The organism is Rossellomorea oryzaecorticis (genome assembly GCF_045897515.1).
GTDB classification, from domain to species: domain Bacteria; phylum Bacillota; class Bacilli; order Bacillales; family Bacillaceae_B; genus Rossellomorea; species Rossellomorea enclensis.
In genome coordinates, this window is the sequence record NZ_JBJOSA010000035.1 from 1 (window position 1) to 19,350 (window position 19,350).

At 44.7% G+C, this 19,350-nt stretch carries 19 protein-coding genes, 1 tRNA gene and 1 other RNA gene; 6 read left to right on the forward strand and 15 right to left on the reverse strand.

All coding sequences use genetic code 11. From position 1 onward, the window contains the following. Positions 1–331: 331 nt before the first annotated feature. The gene (locus ACKA06_RS21085; RefSeq protein WP_032087171.1) at positions 332–1,153 is read right to left on the reverse strand and encodes a hypothetical protein; all 822 of its coding nucleotides are present in this window, start codon (positions 1,151–1,153) and stop codon (positions 332–334) included. A gap of 203 nt (positions 1,154–1,356) precedes the next feature. On the opposite strand from ACKA06_RS21085, the gene ACKA06_RS21090 reads away from it, so the two are divergent. Next, positions 1,357–1,839: a PaaI family thioesterase gene (locus ACKA06_RS21090; protein WP_032087170.1), complete on the forward strand. Its 483-nt coding sequence runs from the start codon at positions 1,357–1,359 to the stop codon at positions 1,837–1,839. Positions 1,840–1,913: 74 nt separating this feature from the next. On the opposite strand, the gene ACKA06_RS21095 is transcribed toward ACKA06_RS21090, so the two are convergent. From ACKA06_RS21095 to tadA, 12 genes are all read right to left on the reverse strand, one after another. Further along, complete coding sequence (locus tag ACKA06_RS21095; protein ID WP_411160589.1) at positions 1,914–2,447, reverse strand: hypothetical protein; 534 nt, start codon at positions 2,445–2,447, stop codon at positions 1,914–1,916. Between the two features lie 31 nt (positions 2,448–2,478). Next, entirely contained in the window at positions 2,479–4,110 is a 1,632-nt protein-coding gene (locus tag ACKA06_RS21100; RefSeq protein WP_058300122.1) for a sodium:solute symporter, read from the reverse strand. Then, positions 4,107–5,264 carry a glycerate kinase family protein gene (locus ACKA06_RS21105; protein ID WP_411160590.1) on the reverse strand — a complete coding sequence of 386 codons (1,158 nt, stop codon included), beginning with the start codon at positions 5,262–5,264 and terminating at the stop codon, positions 4,107–4,109. The genes ACKA06_RS21100 and ACKA06_RS21105 overlap by 4 nt, the downstream gene beginning before the upstream one ends. Then, a complete protein-coding gene (locus ACKA06_RS21110) occupies positions 5,261–6,997 on the reverse strand; it encodes a sugar phosphorylase (RefSeq protein ID WP_411160591.1) in 1,737 nt (578 codons plus the stop codon). The genes ACKA06_RS21105 and ACKA06_RS21110 overlap by 4 nt, the downstream gene beginning before the upstream one ends. 141 nt (positions 6,998–7,138) lie before the next feature. Beyond that, on the reverse strand, positions 7,139–8,353 hold the full coding sequence (locus ACKA06_RS21115; RefSeq protein WP_032087166.1) for a CdaR family transcriptional regulator: 1,215 nt from the start codon (positions 8,351–8,353) through the stop codon (positions 7,139–7,141). A gap of 100 nt (positions 8,354–8,453) precedes the next feature. After that, a complete protein-coding gene (locus ACKA06_RS21120) occupies positions 8,454–8,717 on the reverse strand; it encodes a pro-sigmaK processing inhibitor BofA family protein (protein ID WP_032087165.1) in 264 nt (87 codons plus the stop codon). A gap of 60 nt (positions 8,718–8,777) precedes the next feature. After that, positions 8,778–8,996, reverse strand: a complete 219-nt coding sequence (locus tag ACKA06_RS21125; RefSeq protein ID WP_032087164.1) for a YaaL family protein — start codon at positions 8,994–8,996, stop codon at positions 8,778–8,780. A gap of 15 nt (positions 8,997–9,011) precedes the next feature. After that, the gene (gene recR / locus ACKA06_RS21130; RefSeq protein ID WP_032087163.1) at positions 9,012–9,608 is read right to left on the reverse strand and encodes a recombination mediator RecR; all 597 of its coding nucleotides are present in this window, start codon (positions 9,606–9,608) and stop codon (positions 9,012–9,014) included. A gap of 11 nt (positions 9,609–9,619) precedes the next feature. Beyond that, entirely contained in the window at positions 9,620–9,940 is a 321-nt protein-coding gene (locus tag ACKA06_RS21135) for a YbaB/EbfC family nucleoid-associated protein (protein ID WP_032087162.1), read from the reverse strand. A 63-nt stretch (positions 9,941–10,003) separates the two neighbouring features. Beyond that, complete coding sequence (dnaX, locus tag ACKA06_RS21140; protein ID WP_411160592.1) at positions 10,004–11,692, reverse strand: DNA polymerase III subunit gamma/tau; 1,689 nt, start codon at positions 11,690–11,692, stop codon at positions 10,004–10,006. A gap of 256 nt (positions 11,693–11,948) precedes the next feature. Then, positions 11,949–12,213: signal recognition particle sRNA large type (gene ffs / locus ACKA06_RS21145), an RNA gene on the reverse strand. 262 nt (positions 12,214–12,475) lie between these two features. Then, positions 12,476–12,970 carry a tRNA adenosine(34) deaminase TadA gene (gene tadA, locus ACKA06_RS21150; RefSeq protein WP_411160593.1) on the reverse strand — a complete coding sequence of 165 codons (495 nt, stop codon included), beginning with the start codon at positions 12,968–12,970 and terminating at the stop codon, positions 12,476–12,478. An 88-nt stretch (positions 12,971–13,058) separates the two neighbouring features. Here tadA and ACKA06_RS21155 point away from each other — a divergent pair, with 88 nt between their 5' ends. Beyond that, positions 13,059–13,604 carry an isochorismatase family cysteine hydrolase gene (locus ACKA06_RS21155; RefSeq protein WP_214874134.1) on the forward strand — a complete coding sequence of 182 codons (546 nt, stop codon included), beginning with the start codon at positions 13,059–13,061 and terminating at the stop codon, positions 13,602–13,604. Between the two features lie 255 nt (positions 13,605–13,859). Further along, complete coding sequence (locus ACKA06_RS21160) at positions 13,860–15,140, forward strand: LysM peptidoglycan-binding domain-containing protein (protein ID WP_411160594.1); 1,281 nt, start codon at positions 13,860–13,862, stop codon at positions 15,138–15,140. A gap of 6 nt (positions 15,141–15,146) precedes the next feature. Here the strand turns inward: ACKA06_RS21160 and ACKA06_RS21165 are convergent, their stop codons facing one another. Further along, a complete protein-coding gene (locus ACKA06_RS21165; RefSeq protein WP_411160595.1) occupies positions 15,147–15,857 on the reverse strand; it encodes a hypothetical protein in 711 nt (236 codons plus the stop codon). Positions 15,858–16,717: 860 nt separating this feature from the next. Here ACKA06_RS21165 and ACKA06_RS21170 point away from each other — a divergent pair. The 3 genes from ACKA06_RS21170 (at position 16,718) to ACKA06_RS21180 (ending at position 18,693) form a co-directional block, all read left to right on the forward strand. Further along, on the forward strand, positions 16,718–17,374 hold the full coding sequence (locus ACKA06_RS21170; protein ID WP_032087155.1) for a deoxynucleoside kinase: 657 nt from the start codon (positions 16,718–16,720) through the stop codon (positions 17,372–17,374). Beyond that, positions 17,358–18,026, forward strand: coding sequence for a deoxynucleoside kinase (locus tag ACKA06_RS21175; protein WP_032087154.1), 669 nt, complete (start codon positions 17,358–17,360; stop codon positions 18,024–18,026). Before ACKA06_RS21170 ends, ACKA06_RS21175 begins: the two co-directional genes overlap by 17 nt. 307 nt (positions 18,027–18,333) lie before the next feature. Then, on the forward strand, positions 18,334–18,693 hold the full coding sequence (locus tag ACKA06_RS21180) for a hypothetical protein (protein ID WP_064564725.1): 360 nt from the start codon (positions 18,334–18,336) through the stop codon (positions 18,691–18,693). Positions 18,694–19,207: 514 nt separating this feature from the next. Here the strand turns inward: ACKA06_RS21180 and ACKA06_RS21185 are convergent. Next, positions 19,208–19,300 (reverse strand) — tRNA-Ser (locus ACKA06_RS21185). Positions 19,301–19,350: the final 50 nt, after the last annotated feature.

Here is a 19,350-nt window from a genome sequence, read left to right on the forward strand (position 1 = left end):
TAACGATATTCGTTACGGTAAATCTAGAATTAACGTTGACGTATTGTCTTGTTTTGTTCAGTTTTCAAGGTTCAATTGTTAAGGTGAGCTCTCATGAGCACCTCTTAAATATAACATTTTTCATCATAAAGCGTCAAGCTTTTTTTGAAATTTGTTTTTGTGTCGTTTTGGCGACAAGGAATATAATAGCACCTTTTCTATTAAAGAGTCAATACTATTTAATGATTTTTTTAAAAGTATATTAAAATCGCTCTTTTTTCTATTAAATCTTCATCATTCTATTTTCTTTTTATAAGAACAGCCCCATCCGTTCCCTGGCGGGGCTGTTTCTTCAATTAAAGTTTCGGATGTACTTTTCTCCGTTTTCAGGGAACACATTGATCGTGGCCAGCCAATCCCAGATGAGTTCATGTGGTTTTTGTCCGAGGGTGCCAGTAATGATGGTTTTGGTTGAAAGTTTATTAACGGGAAGACTTTTCGTTAAATAAGTGTGGTGGGTATGGAGGTCTCTTAGGACAACACATTCATCAGCAAAGGCGGAAACCTGAAACATGCCTTCTATTGTCCTGCTGTATTTCGAGAGGTTTCTTTCCCATCGGTCGAGGTCTTCTTCGTAATCCCAGTCTGACTGATGGAAACGAGGGTAGTCTTTGAGGAATAAATGATTGAGGAGGCCCTCGCACTTTTTCAGGATGGGGGTTCCTTCTTTGATATAGTCATCTACCAGATTTAAAAAGACGGTGCCTTCTCTTTTATCGAGCCAGCGGACAAAGGTTCGCAGCTGAAGCAGGAAAGTCTCTGTGTAGTTTTTCTTTGGAATGATTTTTGTGTAATGCGGGAGGTATGCGAAGATCAATTCTTCCCAGAAGGCTGCGGGACATTCTTGCCAAGAAGGAGGACAGTCATCTTCTAAATGGTCTGTCATGTAGTGAGAAAATGCACGGAGAAATTCATTTCTTTTTTTGTTGGCCTTTTGTTCTTTTTTGTAGGCGATGAGGTCCTTGCCGTAGTACTCCATCAATCCGCGGTGCCTCATGTCGAATTCCCTGCTTATCTTAAAATTGTCGAGCAGTTCTGTATGCTGCCCGGGTTCTGTGAATTCCTGCAGCCAAATGCGAGTGTTGGAATCTTCGTGGACGATTCTTCCTTTCATCGATAAACCACCAGCTTTCTTCAATTTTTAATAGATGGATCAGGAAAAATAGATGGGGGAGGAGATGTATGCGGGGTCTAATCCAAATTATACCATTACCGTTTCAGGAAGAATAGTATTTTTTTATAGAGGAAGTTAAACAGCGTTAATAGAAGATTAATAGTAGAAGATATTTATTACTATTCGTTATGGGGGGATTTGCGATGAATGAAATTAAGCATGCCATACAGGATGACTATCCTGATGACTTCGCCTGGTGCTATGGATGCGGGCGTTTAAATGAAGAAGGCCATCATTTCCGCACAGGTGTCGATGGTGAGAAAACAGTGACGGTTTATACACCTCAACCTGAGCATACTGCCCTGCCGGGGTTCGTGTACGGAGGATTGATTGCTTCGTTGATCGATTGCCACGGGACCGGTTCGGCCGCTATTGAGCTTCACAAGCTGAATGGCGGCAGTGTCGGCGACGGGGCAGAACCGCCCCGCTTTGTCACAGCGTCTTTGCACGTCGACTTTATGAAACCGACCCCTCATGGTGTTCCATTAAAGGCTGTCGGGACGGTCGAGAAGATTCACCCGAAGAAATTCAAGGTTGTGACGGAAGTATTCGCGGAAGGGGAAATATGCGCGAAGGGTGAGGTCGTGGCGGTTGTGATGCCGGAGACGTTTTTGAAAAAGGGTTAAGTGAGACTGGCTGCTTTGCAACATGATAAAGATTTAAAAAAAGAGGGCCAACGTCAGTCGGCTCTCTTTCGTTTTTACGATTCATGTATAATTTTCAGAAAAGCTTCCTTTAATTTAAGGTCTACTTTCCCCGTGATGGCATCGACAGGTAAGATTCCAACCTTATCCCCTTTCAAATAACCTATCCAAAAAGGCAAGTAAATGACAAAGGCGGAATTGAAGGTGATGTCAATAGATTTACGTTTCCTTTCTTTCTGAAAAACCTCCCAATAGATTGTTTCTTTCGCCGTTTCTTTATCCTTTTCTCCTATTACAGGAAAGAGATTCATGTCCTTATTAATGGGATGCAGGGGATAATCCGCAGGCAGAATGGCAGATGTATTCGTAATCGGTTCTATTGCAACCTTCCCTCTTATCGCTTCTTTCAGCGTGGCGCTTGTTAACTCGTATTCGTAGCACCAAAACGGGAGATAAGCTAATTCTATAGAAGAAAGTTGCTTCTTTTCCTTTGCCAGTATTCGTACAAGAAAACTGGATTCGTATTCCTGAATAGCTTTTATCGCTTCCCCTTTTTCTACGACTTCTTTAAGAAAGTATCCTTCTTTCACCGTACAACCCGCCTTTCTACTTACCCCTCGTTTATAGGTTTTGAAGGAACATAAGGAAGAACATGACGACTATAAAGTAACCTATTAAATAAAGCGGCCATCTCTTCGTTTTGCGCTCACTTTCAATTTCTGCTTTTTCCAGTGCAGATGCAGCTTCTGATCTTGCGGAAAGCTTTTCTTGAAGGCTTTCATCTGATTCACTTAACGTCAGTCCTGTGAGTTTTGACTGTTCAGGCTTTGCTCCTAACAGACTTACGGCATAACCGACGGCAAATGCCACAACAGCACCCACTACGTTATTGTAAAGCCAGGAAATAGAGGCGAATTGAATGACTGCCCACACCGAGAACATTCCTGCAATGATTCCTGCGAATGCTCCAGTACCATTTGTTCTCCTTGTAAAGATCGCCAGCAGGAATACACCCAATAATGCACCATAGAAATATGAACCTATCTTGTTGACCGCTTCAATGACGGGTCCCAGGTTTGAAGCAAAAAATGCAAAAATGGTTGCATAGATCCCCCAGAAAACGGTCGCCCAGCGGGATGCTTTTAAATAATGTGCGTCTGAAGCATTCTTCTTGAAGAATTTGCTGTAAAAATCCCGGATTGATACTGCTGATAATGAATTGAGTGCCGAGTCCAGACTGGACATCGCAGCTGCAAATACACCGGCAATAATGAGACCTGAGATACCGGCAGGCAGTTCATTTACGACAAACAGCGGGAAGAGCTCGTTCAAGTTCTCTACATTCGGGTTGCCCGCGTGTTGATAATAAACATATAAAAGTACACCAATAAATAAGAATAAAAGCATTTGAGGGATCATTAGAACCCCGCTTAGCACTAATGATAATTTACTTTCGCGTATGGATTTACTTGTTAGTACACGCTGAATCTGACTTTGATCTGTACCGAAATATGCGGCGTGAAGGAAAAGTCCACCGATCACACCGGCCCAAACACTGTATTCCACCGACAAATCAAATGAGAAATCCAATGATTGGAGCATACCTGCTGCAGAAGCAGTATCCATGATTTCAGTCCATCCGCCTGGAACCTTCATATAAATGACAACGATACTCAATGCCGCACCGAGCCACAGGATAAACATCTGTACCACGTCAGTCCAAATAACTGCCGAAATACCGCCTAATACAGTGTAAGATACCGCAATGACAGCCATTAAGATGATGGTGAAAGAAATATCCCATCCTGTCACTACTGATAATACAAGTGCTGGAGCATAAAGAACCACTCCTGTTGCAAGTCCCCGTGCGATCAGGAAGAGTCCTGCTGTTAACGTGCGGGTCTTTACATCGAATCGTTTCTCTAGATATTCATACGCCGTGTATACCTCTGTCTTATAGAAGAAAGGAACAATGGTGGCAATCAGGAATGCCATAGCCAAAGGAACGTTGATGAACGTATTGATTCGTTCAAGCCCTCCTTCATACCCCCACCCTGGAGCCCCGATGAACGTAATGGCACTTGCCTGCGTAGCCATTACCGAGAGTCCGATTGCCCACCAGGGAATGCTTCTTCCACCGAGAAAATAGTCTTTGGTCGTTTTTTGATTTTTTCCAAACATGGCGCCGAAAATAGCTGTACCCGCGATATAAGCAATGAAGATAACGTAATCTAATAGCGTGAAGCTGCTCATAAGCTTTTTACCCCCTTATTCTCATTTAAAAGTTCATACATTTTCATTAATCTTGAAGCTGCTTTTTCCAATAAGGCCGGTCCGTTTTGCATCGCACTCTCTAAAGACATCGGCTCATCTACAATTGGCATCACCAGACTTAACCCTTCTGCTGCAGCCTTTTCTAAATCCCCTTCGATTTTCCCGGTGAAAGCAACCGTCGGAACCCCATACTGCTTGGCGATCCTTGCTATACCGATGGGAACTTTCCCATAGAGCGACTGAGCATCAACCTTCCCTTCTCCCGTCAAAACGATTGAAGCCTCTTGGATTTGATTTTCCAGACCACTCAGTTCAGAGATAATTTTAAAACCGCTTTCAAAAACCGGTTGGAGAAAGGAATGGAGAGCAAAACCGAATCCTCCTGCTGCTCCGCTTCCTTCTTGCTTCCGATGGTCGATACCCAAGTGTGATGCTGTTTTATCAGCAAAGTGTTCCATTCCCGCTTCAAATTCAGCAAGTCTTTCGCTCGTTATACCTTTTTGCGGTCCGAATACAGAGACTGCTCCTTCCACTCCCAATAAAGGATTGGTCACATCAGAGGCTGCAATGATCTCTATATGTTTGAGCCGCTCGTCAAGACTTTCGGAATTTATCGTTTCAATACGGCCGAGGCTGCCGCCCCCCGCCTGCAGTTCCCGTCCGTTTTTGTCAAAGAACCTTACACCCAATGCTTGAAGAAAACCTGTTCCCCCATCGACTGTGGCACTGCCGCCCAAGCCAATGATGATTCTCTTTGCTCCCTTGTCCAAAGCTTTTTTGACAAGCTCCCCTGTACCAAGGGTTGAAGCAGTATCAGGATTAAGTTCATCTTTTTGCAGCAGTGGAAGACCGGATGCAGCAGCCGTTTCAATGACAGCGGTACGTGTTTCCTCCATCCACCCATAGGCTGCTGTCACTTCACGCCCCAGGGGATCGCTTACTTTTTCAACAATCAGTTCTCCATCCAGGATCGTACATAAAGCATCAACAGTACCTTCACCACCGTCCGCCATCGGGATCAGAACAGAGTTTAGTAAAGGATTCACTTTTAATAATCCTTCTTTGATTGCTTCCGATGCTTGTATACTTGTCATCGATCCTTTAAAAGAATCGGGTGCAATGACGGCTTTCATTCTTTTGACTCCTTTAACCAAAGTACTTCAAAGGGAGCAAGAGTAAGCTTGAGATTTCCACTATCCTTATGGAACGTCTTGTCCGAAAGTAAATCCTTAACCCTGTCTCCCGCCTGGTTCGTCCCTGAAAGAGTAACAGGGACGTCTTCGCCTGATACATTAACAAGAACAGTCACTTCACTGTTTTCTTTTGTATTCTTTCGTTTCATTGAAAAGATTCGTTTATCGGTAAAGAACACTTCTTGGGAGGCATTTGGGTGAAATGCCTTCTCCTCCGTTCGCACTGAGATGAACCGTTTGTATTCGGTGAAGATGAGATTTCTGAGCGATCCTTTCTTCATGATTTCTTCCTCAAGTTTGCAGCGGTTTAACTTTTCCCTGTTAATAGACCGGTATCTGCCGCTTTCTTTAACACCTTCCTGGTCATTTCTCGATCCCAGGAGACTGTGAATATAAATGCCCGGAACTCCCATCATTGAAAGCAGGATTGATTGGGCCGCGAGGAAACGGTGTGCTTTCTTCTCGTCAGACTCTCCCGGTATAGTTAATGCATCCAGATAATTGATATTTAATTCGTACGGACTTTGCGTTCCATCACCATTATCTTTATAGGAGACATTTCCTCCCCGTTCTTTCACTTTCTCAACCATCACCCCTACTTCTTCCGGATTCAAGATCCCTTCTACAGGCCGTACCCCGATTCCATCATGAGAGGCTAGGAAATTAAAGAATGTTGTATCTTCGGTAGTAGGTTCAAGATTCCCGGCCCAATTTGTCAAATGGGTCGCGTCTTCTGTTTGAAATGCCTGCAGTGTAAGGGGAGGCAATGGAAATTGATAGACCATGTGTGCTTCATTATGACCGTTGCCGAAATAACTAATGTTATCTTTATGAGGTACATTCGTTTCCGTAATGATGATCGTCCCTGGTGCGATCGTCTCCAAGGCGTCCCTCATTATTTGGACAAGCCTATGAGTTTCCTCTAAATGAATGCTTGTCGTTCCAAGCTTCTTCCACATGAAACCTATTGCATCCAATCGGAGATAACGAGCCCCGTGTTCTACGTATTGAGCAAGGATATCTAAGATTGATAGAAGAGTACCTTCATATTCAAAGTTCAAGTCGATCTGATCTTCACTGAAGGTCGTCCATACATATTTATCTCCCCTGGTTGTTTCTACCTTTGTTAATAGAGGGAGAGCCCTTGGTCTTGTGATCGTACTGTAATCTGCTTCAGGATCCGCTTCTACGAAAAATTTCTCATAAGCTGGATTTCCATTTTTGTATTCTTTAAACCAATCGCTTTGACTTGAGATGTGATTGATAACAGCATCGAACATGATGTCAAACTCTTCGGCAAGATTATGGATATCCTTCCACTCGCCTAAATCAGGATTGACCTTCAAGTAATCTATCACTGAAAAACCATCATCTGAAGAATAGGGATAAAAAGGTAGAATGTGGACGGAATTGATTTTTCCATCCGTATGTTCTTGTAAGAATTCCTTGAGACTTTTCAGCGGCGCTTTTCCATCTTCCTTAATGGAATCTCCGTATGTAATGACCATAATATCTTTCTCATCGACCCATTGCTTTGCTGGTGAGAGGGACTTTTTCCGGTAATGTTCCACCAAGCTTTTCACTTGCTCAAAAACCGCTGTCCCTTTTTCCTTGCCATATACAAATTCAAGGTTCTCAAGAATGGTCTCTTGCTTCTGCTCTGTCATCTTCATTTCGCCACTCTCACTTTCGTCTAAAATTATGTTAACGCTATCATACTAAACGAACTTCGCACTTACTATGGTACACATACTGAAAAATGACTCATTTTATATATATTTTTTGTTACCTGAAACAAAAAAAGAACAAACCCGTTAAAGATTTGTTCTTTTCGTACCATTATTTATAAGATGGAAAGTGATGGCCACGTAAAACTTTGCAGCATCCGGTAGTACCCTGGGATCATAGCCAGTCTCTTCTTTAATTCTTTTTAATCGGTATTGCAGGGTGTTTTTATGTATATATAATTTTTCAGCGGCTTCATTAATAGAACCGCCTGCATCATAAAAGGTATTTAACGTTTCAATGATTTGATCAAGATTCTTTTTGGAGTCCACCTGGAGCACATTCTTCACATATTCTTCTCTGATCTCAAAAGGAAGATCATAAGCGAAAGATTCTATTCCAAGTTGGTCGTAAAAATAGGAGGTATGATTCCGATTCTTCGCATGAAGGAGAGCACGTTCTGCTTCGTGTACAGATTTGGCTGCCCCATGAGGTTGAAGATACATCCTTCCTGCTCCAATTGCCGTGTCGTACCCGTAGACAGTATGAATCGCTTTTTGAATTTTATCCAGGCGATAGCGAATCTTTTCTTTCCTTTTTTGATCAGAGAGGGTTTCGTCTACAGACAAGAGAAGGGTATATCGGGTACTTCCTGCAGGAATAATGATATGCTGACTTTCCTTAGGAAAATGATTCTGTACCATTTCAAGTATTTCCCGCCTGAAACGCTGGAATTCCAATTCTCCTTTCACATCCGCCTGGTGACTTTTAAGCTTTTCATAAAGCACATCATTAAAACCGATGATCTCCATCACCACAGCCACACGTGGAAGATGGACGTTGATGCCAAGTATCCAGCCGCGCGCAGCAAATAATTTATCATCTTCCCAATCCCCGTCAATCCATTCATCTATGAAAGACACCTTCGCAATATTTTCAAGTTCGAGTTGTTCCTCAAGATGGGCTTCTTTTAGAAGAATCTCCGTCATCCTCTTTATGACTTCACCAAATTGAACCACTTCATTGGGTTCCCCTGTAATGCCGATGACACCCAGAATACGGTTATTCAGGTAAACTGGCAGATTGACACCTTTCTTCGCCCCTTTGAACTCATCGTCTTCATGGATAATCACTGTTTGTTTCGTTTGCAGGACCTTCAAGGCCCCTTCATGAAAATCACCTATTCGATCCTGATCGACACTGGCGATGATGCTTGCATCGGAATTCATGAAATTGATATTGCGATGAATGACCTTGACGGTTTCCTCAACGATAGATTGAGCAATTTGTGAAGAAATAACCATGCTGCTGCCCCTCCATTTAGTTAGATATTTTAGCAGAAAACATCATTCAAAAGAAAAAAGCAGCCCATTCGAGAAAGGCCGCTGATTTCTTCAAAATTCATTACACAATCCACATCTGTATCACCGCAAGCCCCACCACTCCCGGAATGCCAAGGATTCCCGAAATGGAGGATGTGGCGAGGTTTATAGGGACGTGGATGCCGTACTGACTGCCAAAGGCGTTCAGGAAAAATAGGAATAGTGCTCCGATCATGACTTTCATGGCGACTTGTCCTACAAATCGCAGCGGCTTGACCGGGGCGCCTGTAATTAACAGAAGGACGATGAGTCCGCTGATTACAGCGATCACGATTACCGGGTTCATACCCTCTCTCCTCTCAACAAGAACATTTATCATCTCTTATTGTAAGGATATGAAGGTTGTCTACCTTTTTATGACGATCTTTCTGTGTTTTGCTTCTCTAAATAAGAAAAAATATTTGGCTTCAGCGATTTTGGATGAGCAGTGAAGATTCAAATTGTAGTCGACACTCATCTCATCGATGCTCCGCTGCTGATTCCAGTTCTCTTTCGCTTCATCCAGTGATTGAAGCAGGGCTTGATCGTACTCTCGTTTGAGTTTCCCTTTTTTACGGAAAAACATAGATGCTCTCTCCCTTTACACGTCTCTTCTTCCTTCAAGGGCTTTGGACAATGTGACTTCATCCGCGTATTCGAGGTCGCCGCCTACAGGCAGGCCGTGTGCGATACGCGTGATACGGATCCCGGACGGCTTGACGAGACGCGAAATGTACATGGCGGTTGCTTCGCCTTCGATATTCGGGTTTGTCGCAAGAATCACTTCCTGGACCTCGTCACTCTGAAGACGCTTGATCAGATCCGGTACGTTGATGTCCTCGGGTCCGATCCCGTCCATAGGGGAAATGGCCCCGTGCAGGACATGATAAAGTCCGTTATACTCCTTCATCTTCTCCATCGCGATCACGTCTTTAGGATCCTGGACCACACAGATGATGCTCCTGTCCCTCCGCTGATCCTCACATATGTAGCAGGGATCCTGGTCCGTAATATGACCGCACACCGAACAGTAACTCAGGTTCCGCTTTGCATTCACAAGTGCTTTAGCAAAGTCCAATACGGTGTCCTCTTTCATGCTAAGTACAAAAAAAGCCAGTCGGGCCGCGGTTTTCGGCCCGATGCCTGGCAATTTCATAAAGCTGTCGATCAGCTTTGATATAGGCTCTGGATAATGCATATTTTTGCCTCCTAGAACATTCCCGGAAGGTTCATTCCTTTAGTGAATTGTCCCATAGTTGAGTTTGTTAATTCGTCTGCTTTCTTCAGCGCATCGTTTGTAGCGGCAAGGACAAGATCCTGCAGCATATCGATATCTTCCGGATCTACGACTTCTTCATTGATTTTCACATCAAGGACCTGCTTGTGGCCGGAAACGATGACAGTGACCATTCCGCCGCCTGCCGTTCCTTCGATTTCCTTTTCACCAAGCTCCTCTTGTGCTTCCGCCATTTTCTTTTGCATCTTCTGCATCTGTTTCATCATGTTTTGCATATTACCCATTCCACGCATAGTTCATGACCTCCAATTATTTTTATTTAAACATTTCACACACTTCTTGTGGCAGTTCAATCATCAATCTTTGATTTCGACCAGGTCGCCGGCAATCTTTTCAGCTTCGGAAAGAAGGGAATCCTCTTCTTTCGCCTCACCCGATTCTCCGTCCGGGGATTCGTTCTGGGAGTTGCGGATGAAGTCTTCCCTCAGTGGGAGCCACTGATCTTCAGGGATCCCGATTGGGGAATAACTGCTTCCGGTGAGCTCCTGCAGGATCTGAGACATGCCGGAAATGAAAGCCTGGTTCTCCATCGCCATCTGACAGTGGATATCATACTTGAATTTTAACACAAACGAGCCAGTTGTTGCCGCAACGGGTTCTGCATCGTTCAAGAGTGCAGCCTGCGAACGCATCTGACGCTGATTCAGCGATTCCATCATATCTCCCCAGCGGCTCTTGATCAGGTTGAGATCTTCTTTCGTTGCATTTTTCAGCACTTCCTGGATCTGTCCGACCGGAGCCCGGAACCCTTTCTTCGCACGGACAGGCTTTTTAGCCGGCTGTGCAGCAGGTTCAGCCTGCGCCTTGACACCGTTCGCCTTTAATTGCTGAATTTCATTTTCGAGCGATTGTATTTTTTTCATCATCTCCCCGACTTCAGGGGACGACACGCTCCTTGGTGCTTCGAGCTGACAAAGCTTCACGATGGAAACCTCCAGGTAAATACGGGCATGGTTCGTGAATTTCATCTCCTGCCCTGCCTGGTTCAATACATCGATATATTGATAAATCTGGCTGGCCTCTGTTTCCTGCGCAAGTCCCTTGAACTCATCATCGAGCATGACCCTCTCCATCGATTCCTCAAGGTTCGGTGCCGTCTGGTAAAGGAGCATATCCCGGTAATAAAGAATGAAGTCCTCCGCAAATCGCGCCGGGTCCTTTCCTTGGAAAAGAAGTTCTTCGAGTGCACTGAGTGCTTTCGAGACATCCCTGTCCAGGATCGCCCTTGCCAGTGTATTCAGATACCCCTGCGAAACGGCACCCGTGACGGTTAACGCATCTTCCACTTTGACGATATCCTGACTGAAGGAAATCGCCTGATCGAGAAGGCTGAGCGCATCACGCATCCCGCCCTCAGCCGCTCTCGCGATGACTGCAAGTGCATTCTCCTCGTATTTCACACCCGATTCCGTCGCGATATGACTCATCCTGCCGACGATATCCATTGCTGTGATCCTTTTGAAATCAAAGCGCTGACAACGGGAAATGATCGTGAGCGGGATTTTGTGCGGCTCGGTGGTCGCCAAAATGAAGATGACGTGTTTCGGGGGTTCCTCCAATGTTTTCAACAGGGCATTGAACGCCCCGATGGAAAGCATATGAACCTCATCGATGATATAGACCTTATACTCGACAACGTTCGGTGAATACTTCACCTTATCACGTATGTCCCTTATTTCCTCAACCCCGTTGTTAGACGCGGCATCGATTTCGATCACATCCGGGATCGATCCGTCCGTGATCCCTTTACATGCGTCACATTCATTACATGGCTCGGCAATGGGGGAACGCTCACAGTTGACTGCTTTCGCCAGAATCTTGGCGGCACTCGTCTTCCCTGTTCCGCGCGGGCCTGAAAATAAATACGCATGTGAAATCTTTTGATGAAGGAGAGCATTTTGCAACGTTTTCGTCACATGCTGCTGCCCGACGACATCTGCAAAAGACTGCGGACGCCACACACGATATAATGCTTGATATGCCAAAATACTCCCCCCTCATTTTATATGTACAGCTGCCTGGTTCACGGCGTCCGCTCCCTTTTCCGGAAGCAGTCCCGTAAGACCAGCAGGCATATTCGTCCGATGAGACTTTTCATCTATTATCTTACTTATTATAACGCAATTTCTAGCAGGATTACAAAGAAAACCGGGGACAGATTCGGGAAACTTTACCCGTCTGTCTTTCCAAACAAAAAGCCCACCCCGATACAGGATGAGCTGTTGTGTATGTATGAAACTGCCGTGCACCTTTCTTCGACAAGCAACCATAGGCGTTACTCAAGCAGTTAGCTCGGCCCAGGCAACCCTGCGGCACATGGGAGCTTCCACTTAATGCTGCTTCCTTCCGGACCTGACATGGTTCATGGATTCCCATTGCGCAGGACCCAGGCGTCAACACCACTTACTTGAGGCAGGCCCTACAGTATGCAAGCCTCGGAAAGGGATTCGGCCTCGCTGGAGCGGATTGCGAGTACAGGGCACCGCTACCTCCCCGCCTAGCACGGCAAAATTGATACCAAATATTCAGTTGCGCCATCTAACGACGCAAGATTAAGTATACTAGGGTTTACGTAAAAAAGCAATGGTTTGTCCCTGTAAGTTCTTTACAAGTAAGCTCTTTTCATCCACTTAGTTGATTTACATACTGTCTCAGCACTTATACAAAAGATAGGGTCAGTAAACGAGGCGAAGAAAAGAGCACGTGCCCTCACTTCTTTACTTTTACCAAACATCATTCGCAGAGTACCGATTAACTTAGAAAATAATCTACGGTGATGAGGGTTTGTTCCTTTTCTCTTCTTTCTTCCTTGCACGGAGTTCCCTGAAGAAATCGGAAAGGATCGATCCGCATTCTTCCTGCAGAACCCCTGCAACCACTTCACACTGGTGATTGAACCTGCTGTCGTCCAGGAGATTCATCAGCGTCCCTGCACATCCCGCCTTAGGGTCTGGCGCTCCGTACACCACCTTCTCAATCCGCGAAAGGATGATGGCTCCCGAGCACATCGGACACGGCTCGAGCGTCACATAAAGTTCTGCCCCCTCGAGCCTCCACGTCCCTGCTTTTTCACACGCTTCCTGGATGGCAAGCGTTTCTGCATGGGTCACTGCATTCTGGGTCGTCTCCCTGAGGTTATAGCCGCGGCCGATGATCTCGTCTTCCATCACCACGACGGCCCCGATCGGCACTTCATTGATCTCCCTTGCTTTTTCCGCTTCTTTCAGTGCTTCCAACATAAAATATTCTTCTCTATTTTCCATATAATACTCCCACTCATAAATGGCTTCTATTTTTATTTTATAAAATATCCTCTCATATTCCAAACTATAGAAGAAAGGGGCTCATATGATGATACCTAAAGATACCGCTCTCCTTGTGATCGATATCATGAATCCATTTGATTTCTCACACGGGGAAACGCTCGCTCAGCATACAAAAAAGATTGTAAAACCAATCAATGAACTCCGGGATTACTGCCGGGAAAATGGTCATCCCGTCATCTATATCAATGATCACTATGAACTATGGAAGGCTGATTTGAATCTGATCTATGATAAATGCCATAACAGCAAAAGCAGTGATATCATCACCCCGCTGCGCCCGGCCGATGACGATTATTTCCTCATCAAACCGAAGCACTCCGCATTCTACGGGACAGCCCTGAACACCTTGCTTCATCATCTGTCGATCAAGAACATCATCCTGACCGGAATCGCCGGAAACATCTGCGTTCTTTTCACGGCAAATGATGCGTATATGCGGGAATTCACCTTATTGGTGCCGAAAGATGCAATCGCATCCGTCAGCGAAGAGGATAACCACTATGCGCTGACGATGATGAAGAACGTGCTGAAGGCGGATATTGATGATACAGGGACGTTATTGGGGAAATGAGAAGGTGGCGGGGCTGGTTCAGATTGGGGAAATCGAGCCTGGAAAATCAACCCGTTTGTGCCTGGCTCAAAATAACCCGTTTGTGCCTGGCTCAAAATAACCCGTTTGTGCCTGGCTCAAAACCTTTGATCTGAGCCAGGTACCCGTCCGGCAGCTTTCCGCCTGCCCCTGGATATCCAGAGACAAAATACCCGTCATAACCTCCCCTTCCTCTTCATAGGCTGATTATAGTGAAGACAAAGGGAGGTCCTTAGTATGCAAATTCACGTTGTCCAGCCGAACCAGTCGTTGTTCGGCATTGCTCAAGCGTATGGATCAACTGTTAAGGATATAGTGGAATCCAATGAACTTCCGAATCCGGATAATCTGGTGGTCGGCCAATCACTCGTGATCCCGATCGTCGGCAGTTTCTATTATGTACAGCCCGGTGACAGCTTGTGGGGGATCAGTCAAAAGGTGGGTGTCCCCTATCAGGAACTGGCAAGGGTTAACGGCATATCGCCCAATGTACCGCTTCAAGTCAATCAACGGCTTTATGTTCCCCAGAAACCAAAAGTGCGGGCTGAATTCAATGCCTATGTAGAGCCATATGGAAAAGAAGTCGCACCAAATTTAGAAGAAAGCGCAAAGGAAGCTGCTCCATATCTGACCTATCTTGCGCCGTTTAGCTTCCAGGCGAAGCGTGACGGGACCTTGCAGGAACCTCCGATGGGGAACCTGCTGCAAATCGGGAAGGATAACGGAAACGTCCTGATGATGGCGATCACGAATCAGGAAAATGGCCAGTTCAATGATGAGCTCGGGCGCATTCTGCTGAATGATATGGCCATACAGGATAAATTCCTCAACAATGTCGTCCAAACAGCCAAGAAATATGGATTCCGTGATATCCATTTTGATTTTGAATACCTGCGTCCGCAGGACAGGGAAGCATATAATCGATTCTTGAGAAAAGCAAAGCAGCGTTTCAATCAGGAAGGCTGGCTTCTGTCCACGGCACTTGCTCCGAAAACAAGCGCAGACCAGAAAGGGAAATGGTATGAAGCTCATGATTATAAAGCTCACGGGGAAATTGTTAATTTCGTCGTCATCATGACGTATGAATGGGGGTACAGCGGCGGTCCGTCCATGCCCGTATCGCCTATTGGACCCGTCCGCGACGTAATAGAATATGCCCTTACAGAGATGCCCGCTTCGAAAATCATGATGGGACAGAATCTGTACGGATATGACTGGACACTTCCATTCGAACCGGGAACCACAGCAAAAGCGGTCAGTCCGCAGCAGGCGATTCAAATCGCAGCAGCTAACAACGTCCCTATCGAATATGATGAGAAAGCTCAGGCCCCATTTTTCAAATACAGCGCAGATGGAAATGACCATGAAGTCTGGTTTGAAGATGCACGAAGTATCCAAGCCAAGTTCGATCTCATGAAAGAGTTGAAGCTGAGGGGTATGAGCTATTGGAAACTCGGCTTGTCCTTCCCTCAGAACTGGCTGTTGATCACGGATAATTTCAATGTTGTGAAAAGATAAGGCGATCTACTTGCGGAACAGGGAGAAAAGCCAGTCCCATTTCGTATCTTTCTGCTTATGTATCGCTTCTTCAAGGCGGCGATTGTAATCATTTTGGCTGCGCCATTCATTCTGCTGCTCTTCCCGCAGCTTCTGAAGCTCAGTCTGCAAGAATTCGTTTTTCTTCACTTCCTGCTCCAAGAGTGTTTCGTATTGGCTTTTTTGAAGCTTTGAGAGCTCCTCAATTTTACGTTGTGTTTTCTGAGCGGAATTTGAAATATTCGAGCTCAAATCATGGTGATCCTGCTTCAGTCTGGACACCTGCGTTTTTAATTGGTTCATTTCATTCACGACTTGAACATTCATTTCACGGGAAGCCGCGAGTTCATTGGCCAGGTAGGATAAAATTTCTTTCAACTGGTTCGGATCCTGTGGCAATTGGTTATATGTATCGCCCGGCGATATGGCCGTTTCACCGGAACCTTCCAGTCTTTTTTTCTGACCATCCGCAAGGGATCTGGCCGTATCGTCAAGAGGCTTTTCTGTATCGCGCAGCGCTATGAGCGCATCAATATCGGATTGTACGAAGATCCTTCGATCACCGTCTTTTAAAAATTCATAGCCATTCCGCTCCAGGATCTGGCCGTATTTACGTACAGTAGGGGTTGCGATCCCTGCCTGTTCTGCCGCTTCTTTGGATGTGAAGGATCGTTCGTACGGTTGTATATCGTTTCGCATATCGCACCTCCGTTTTAGTCTAATGTATGATGAATCATCCCGGCTTTCAAGAGCCATATCACCCAGCGATACGGCCGGGAACAGTGACTTTCTGCACCTATCCGGATCTGGCAGCAAACCGTGTATCGCTGGATATAGATATTTTGATATAAAATAAAAACCGATCCAGTTTCTCGCAATCAGACAAAATAACACAATTATTTCCCTGAAAATACTTTATTCGATCATTTCCTTCATTATATATCCTTCACGCAGATAAATAAAATGGAATTATAAATCAAAGTTAACCAAAATCCGTTTATACCACTTCTTCTTTCATTAGATTTTATACGGTAAATAAAGTTAATCCAGCGGTTGATTGGAGTGCAAGACGAAGACTCCTGCGGGAAAAGTAGCTTATGTGAGACTTGTCCAGCACCGGCGGCTAGCCCCTCGAGGTCATAAGCTAAATAGGCAAAAAAGGCAAAAAGCGCCTTTTCAGCCTATTCATCTTATGCTTGTCGGGGCTGAACGAGCCGCCTCCGCTTTTCTTCCCGCAGGAACGAAGTGACGAGGAGGCTCACGGGCTACCCGCGGAAAGCGTAGTCTTGCACGGAAATCATTAGCGGTATTCAAAAGCTGAACAAAATATTTATAGAACCCGGCATTTAGGTAAATCTATAATCACCTAAATGCCGGCTTTTTGTTTATCTAAAAAAGAAACAAAAAAGATATATTTTCAATAAGTCGGAATTTGTTTTATCTTGTAAATAACCTGACCAAACACCCCCACTATTGTGTTACAATAAATCCTGTCGTTATTTTATTTATACGGATACAAAAAACACACATAGATCGTTGTAATATGAGGAGGACATGCAATGGGGAGAATTCCTTTCATCACGGTTGAAGGACCGATTGGAGTAGGAAAAACTTCTTTGGCCAAAGCGATTTCTGAACACTTCAATTTTCATTTACTAAGGGAAATCGTTGACGAAAACCCGTTTTTGGATAAATTTTATGATGATATTGAAGAGTGGAGTTTTCAAACCGAGATGTTTTTCCTATGCAATCGATACAAACAGCTTGAGGATATCGAAAAACACTATATTTCTCAAAATAAATCGGTTGTAGCGGATTATCATATTTTAAAAAATATCATCTTCGCTAAACGGACATTGAAGGACGAGCAGCAGTACAATAAATATCTTAAGATCTACGATATTTTGACTTCTGATATGCCGAGACCCAATGTGGTGATTTACTTGAATGCGAGCCTTGATACATTGCTGAAACGCATTGAAAAAAGAGGCAGGGACTTTGAGAAGAAAATCAGCCCTCTTTATTTAAAACAATTATCGCTGGACTATGAAGAATATATGAACACCTTTGAAGAAACTCACCCTGATATCCCTGTTCTTCGCTACAATGGCGACCACATTGACTTCGTCGAAAACAAAGAGGATTTAGACACTATTCTAACTCAATTAAACAATACACTGAATAAAGGAGTTCACTATCATGAATCTTCGCAATAAATACGGCATCCCAAGCAATGCTGTCATCACCATTGCCGGGACAGTCGGAGTCGGGAAATCCACGATGACAAACGGACTGGCAAATGCCCTGGGTTTCCGTACATCGTTTGAAAAAGTGGATACCAACCCTTACCTGGATAAATTCTATCAGGATTTCAAAAGCTGGAGCTTCCACCTGCAGGTATACTTTCTTGCAGAGCGCTTCAAGGAACAAAAGAAAATCTTTGAATACGGCGGCGGCTTCATCCAGGACCGCTCGATCTACGAAGATACCGGAATCTTCGCCAAGATGCACCATGAAAAAGGGAATATGTCAGACGTCGATTATGAAACGTATACAAGCCTGTTCGATGCAATGGTCATGACACCGTACTTCCCTCACCCAGATCTTTTGATCTACCTGGAAGGTTCCCTTGATAACGTAATTGACCGCATCCGTGAGCGCGGCCGTCCAATGGAACAACAGACACCGGTTGAGTATTGGGAAGAAATGCATGAGCGCTACGAAAACTGGATCAATTCCTTCAACGCTTGCCCTGTCCTCCGCCTGGACATCAGTGAATACGATTTGATCAACAACCAAGGATCAATCGAACCAATCGTTGAACGAATCGGTTACTTTATCGAACAAACAAGAATGCTGAAAAGCTAAACGATACGAGATGCAGCCTCCAGCGGGCTGCATCTTTTTTTTATAAAGCTCTTTTCGCATACTTTGTTGCGTTGCACACAAGAAAATATCGGAACTTGGGAATTTTCGGCTTGTCCGTCCTTATGTTGTTTGAACTGGAATTCGAAAAGATCACGTCCACAAGCTATATTCAGGATGCAAGCTCTATACGAAAAGCAACAATCTTTTAGAAACAGCCCTTTATAAACACTCACCGCCTCGTTTATCTTCGAGAAATAAGAGGTATGTAGTATATAAACAAAGAGTGAAATTAAGGGAGATGAAAACCATGGATACAAGAGAAACGTACTTTGTTGATATCAGCAGCGGTGATGTTGTCCCTCATGCCGAAGAAGCGAAGAGTGTGAGCTTTCAAATTCAAGCCACCCCGGAAGAAGTGACAAAACTGAAAGCACTGTTTGATGAAAATTACGATGACGACATGTCAACGTTCAACAGGGCACAGATCCCGTTCCGCCAATATCACAACGATCCCGAAAATGCCCAATATGACCACTCAATGCAAAAAATCTACGCCATGATCCACCAACTAGGAACCCTGGAAACCCGCAAAAGCATCGAAGAAATGGGCGTCCTCAACCCCATCAACAAATCTAATACAAGAAGCGATATAGAGAATTTGAAATAAAAGAAGTAGCCTTAAAAAACAATATAACGAAGAAAATCCGATCGAGATTTTGAATTTTTTAGATTCAACCCTCTTTCGGATTTTTTATTTTGCTAAAGTGTGATATTCTTTTTAAGCTTGTTCTAGCTTTTGATTGGAGTGGAAGATGAAGACTCCTGCGGGAAGAGTAGCTTATAAGAAAAGCGGAAGGGCTTTGCTCAGAGGCGTGTGGCATAAGACGAATCGGCCACGAAGGCGTTCTTTGCCTTCTTGGTTGGTTTGGCTTATGACATGTGCCTCTAAGCCCCTGCAGCTGGACAAGTGAGACCCCGGAGGCGAAGCCGAGGAGGCTCACGAGCTACCCGCGGAAAGCGAAGTCTTCCACGGAAATCAAAAGCGGCTATCGAAGCGCTAACTCTAGATCCATGAATTATCAAACTATTATAAAATCTATAGAAACCAAAAAAATTCGTTACATCTCCAGTAACGAATTTAACAATCTCCAATTTATGCGCTATGGTTATTAATAAATCAATGGCGGAGGAAGAGGGATTCGAACCCCCGCGGGCTTTAACACCCCTGTCGGTTTTCAAGACCGATCCCTTCAGCCGGACTTGGGTATTCCTCCGTATCGACAAGAATTATAATATCACGGTGAGAAAATAGAGTCAAGCACTT

Bases quoted from the DNA above. Each gene is read 5' to 3' on its own strand.
- ACKA06_RS21085 (WP_032087171.1), bottom strand. From the start codon at position 1,153: ATGAAAGGAAGAATCGTCCACGAAGATTCCAACACTCGCATTTGGCTG.
- ACKA06_RS21090 (WP_032087170.1), top strand. From the start codon at position 1,357: ATGAATGAAATTAAGCATGCCATACAGGATGACTATCCTGATGACTTC.
- ACKA06_RS21100 (WP_058300122.1), bottom strand. From the start codon at position 4,110: ATGAGCAGCTTCACGCTATTAGATTACGTTATCTTCATTGCTTATATC.
- ACKA06_RS21105 (WP_411160590.1), bottom strand. From the start codon at position 5,264: ATGAAAGCCGTCATTGCACCCGATTCTTTTAAAGGATCGATGACAAGT.
- ACKA06_RS21110 (WP_411160591.1), bottom strand. From the start codon at position 6,997: ATGAAGATGACAGAGCAGAAGCAAGAGACCATTCTTGAGAACCTTGAA.
- ACKA06_RS21115 (WP_032087166.1), bottom strand. From the start codon at position 8,353: ATGGTTATTTCTTCACAAATTGCTCAATCTATCGTTGAGGAAACCGTC.
- ACKA06_RS21120 (WP_032087165.1), bottom strand. From the start codon at position 8,717: ATGAACCCGGTAATCGTGATCGCTGTAATCAGCGGACTCATCGTCCTT.
- ACKA06_RS21125 (WP_032087164.1), bottom strand. From the start codon at position 8,996: ATGTTTTTCCGTAAAAAAGGGAAACTCAAACGAGAGTACGATCAAGCC.
- recR (WP_032087163.1), bottom strand. From the start codon at position 9,608: ATGCATTATCCAGAGCCTATATCAAAGCTGATCGACAGCTTTATGAAA.
- ACKA06_RS21135 (WP_032087162.1), bottom strand. From the start codon at position 9,940: ATGCGTGGAATGGGTAATATGCAAAACATGATGAAACAGATGCAGAAG.
- tadA (WP_411160593.1), bottom strand. From the start codon at position 12,970: ATGGAAAATAGAGAAGAATATTTTATGTTGGAAGCACTGAAAGAAGCG.
- ACKA06_RS21155 (WP_214874134.1), top strand. From the start codon at position 13,059: ATGATACCTAAAGATACCGCTCTCCTTGTGATCGATATCATGAATCCA.
- ACKA06_RS21160 (WP_411160594.1), top strand. From the start codon at position 13,860: ATGCAAATTCACGTTGTCCAGCCGAACCAGTCGTTGTTCGGCATTGCT.
- ACKA06_RS21165 (WP_411160595.1), bottom strand. From the start codon at position 15,857: ATGCGAAACGATATACAACCGTACGAACGATCCTTCACATCCAAAGAA.
- ACKA06_RS21170 (WP_032087155.1), top strand. From the start codon at position 16,718: ATGGGGAGAATTCCTTTCATCACGGTTGAAGGACCGATTGGAGTAGGA.
- ACKA06_RS21175 (WP_032087154.1), top strand. From the start codon at position 17,358: ATGAATCTTCGCAATAAATACGGCATCCCAAGCAATGCTGTCATCACC.
- ACKA06_RS21180 (WP_064564725.1), top strand. From the start codon at position 18,334: ATGGATACAAGAGAAACGTACTTTGTTGATATCAGCAGCGGTGATGTT.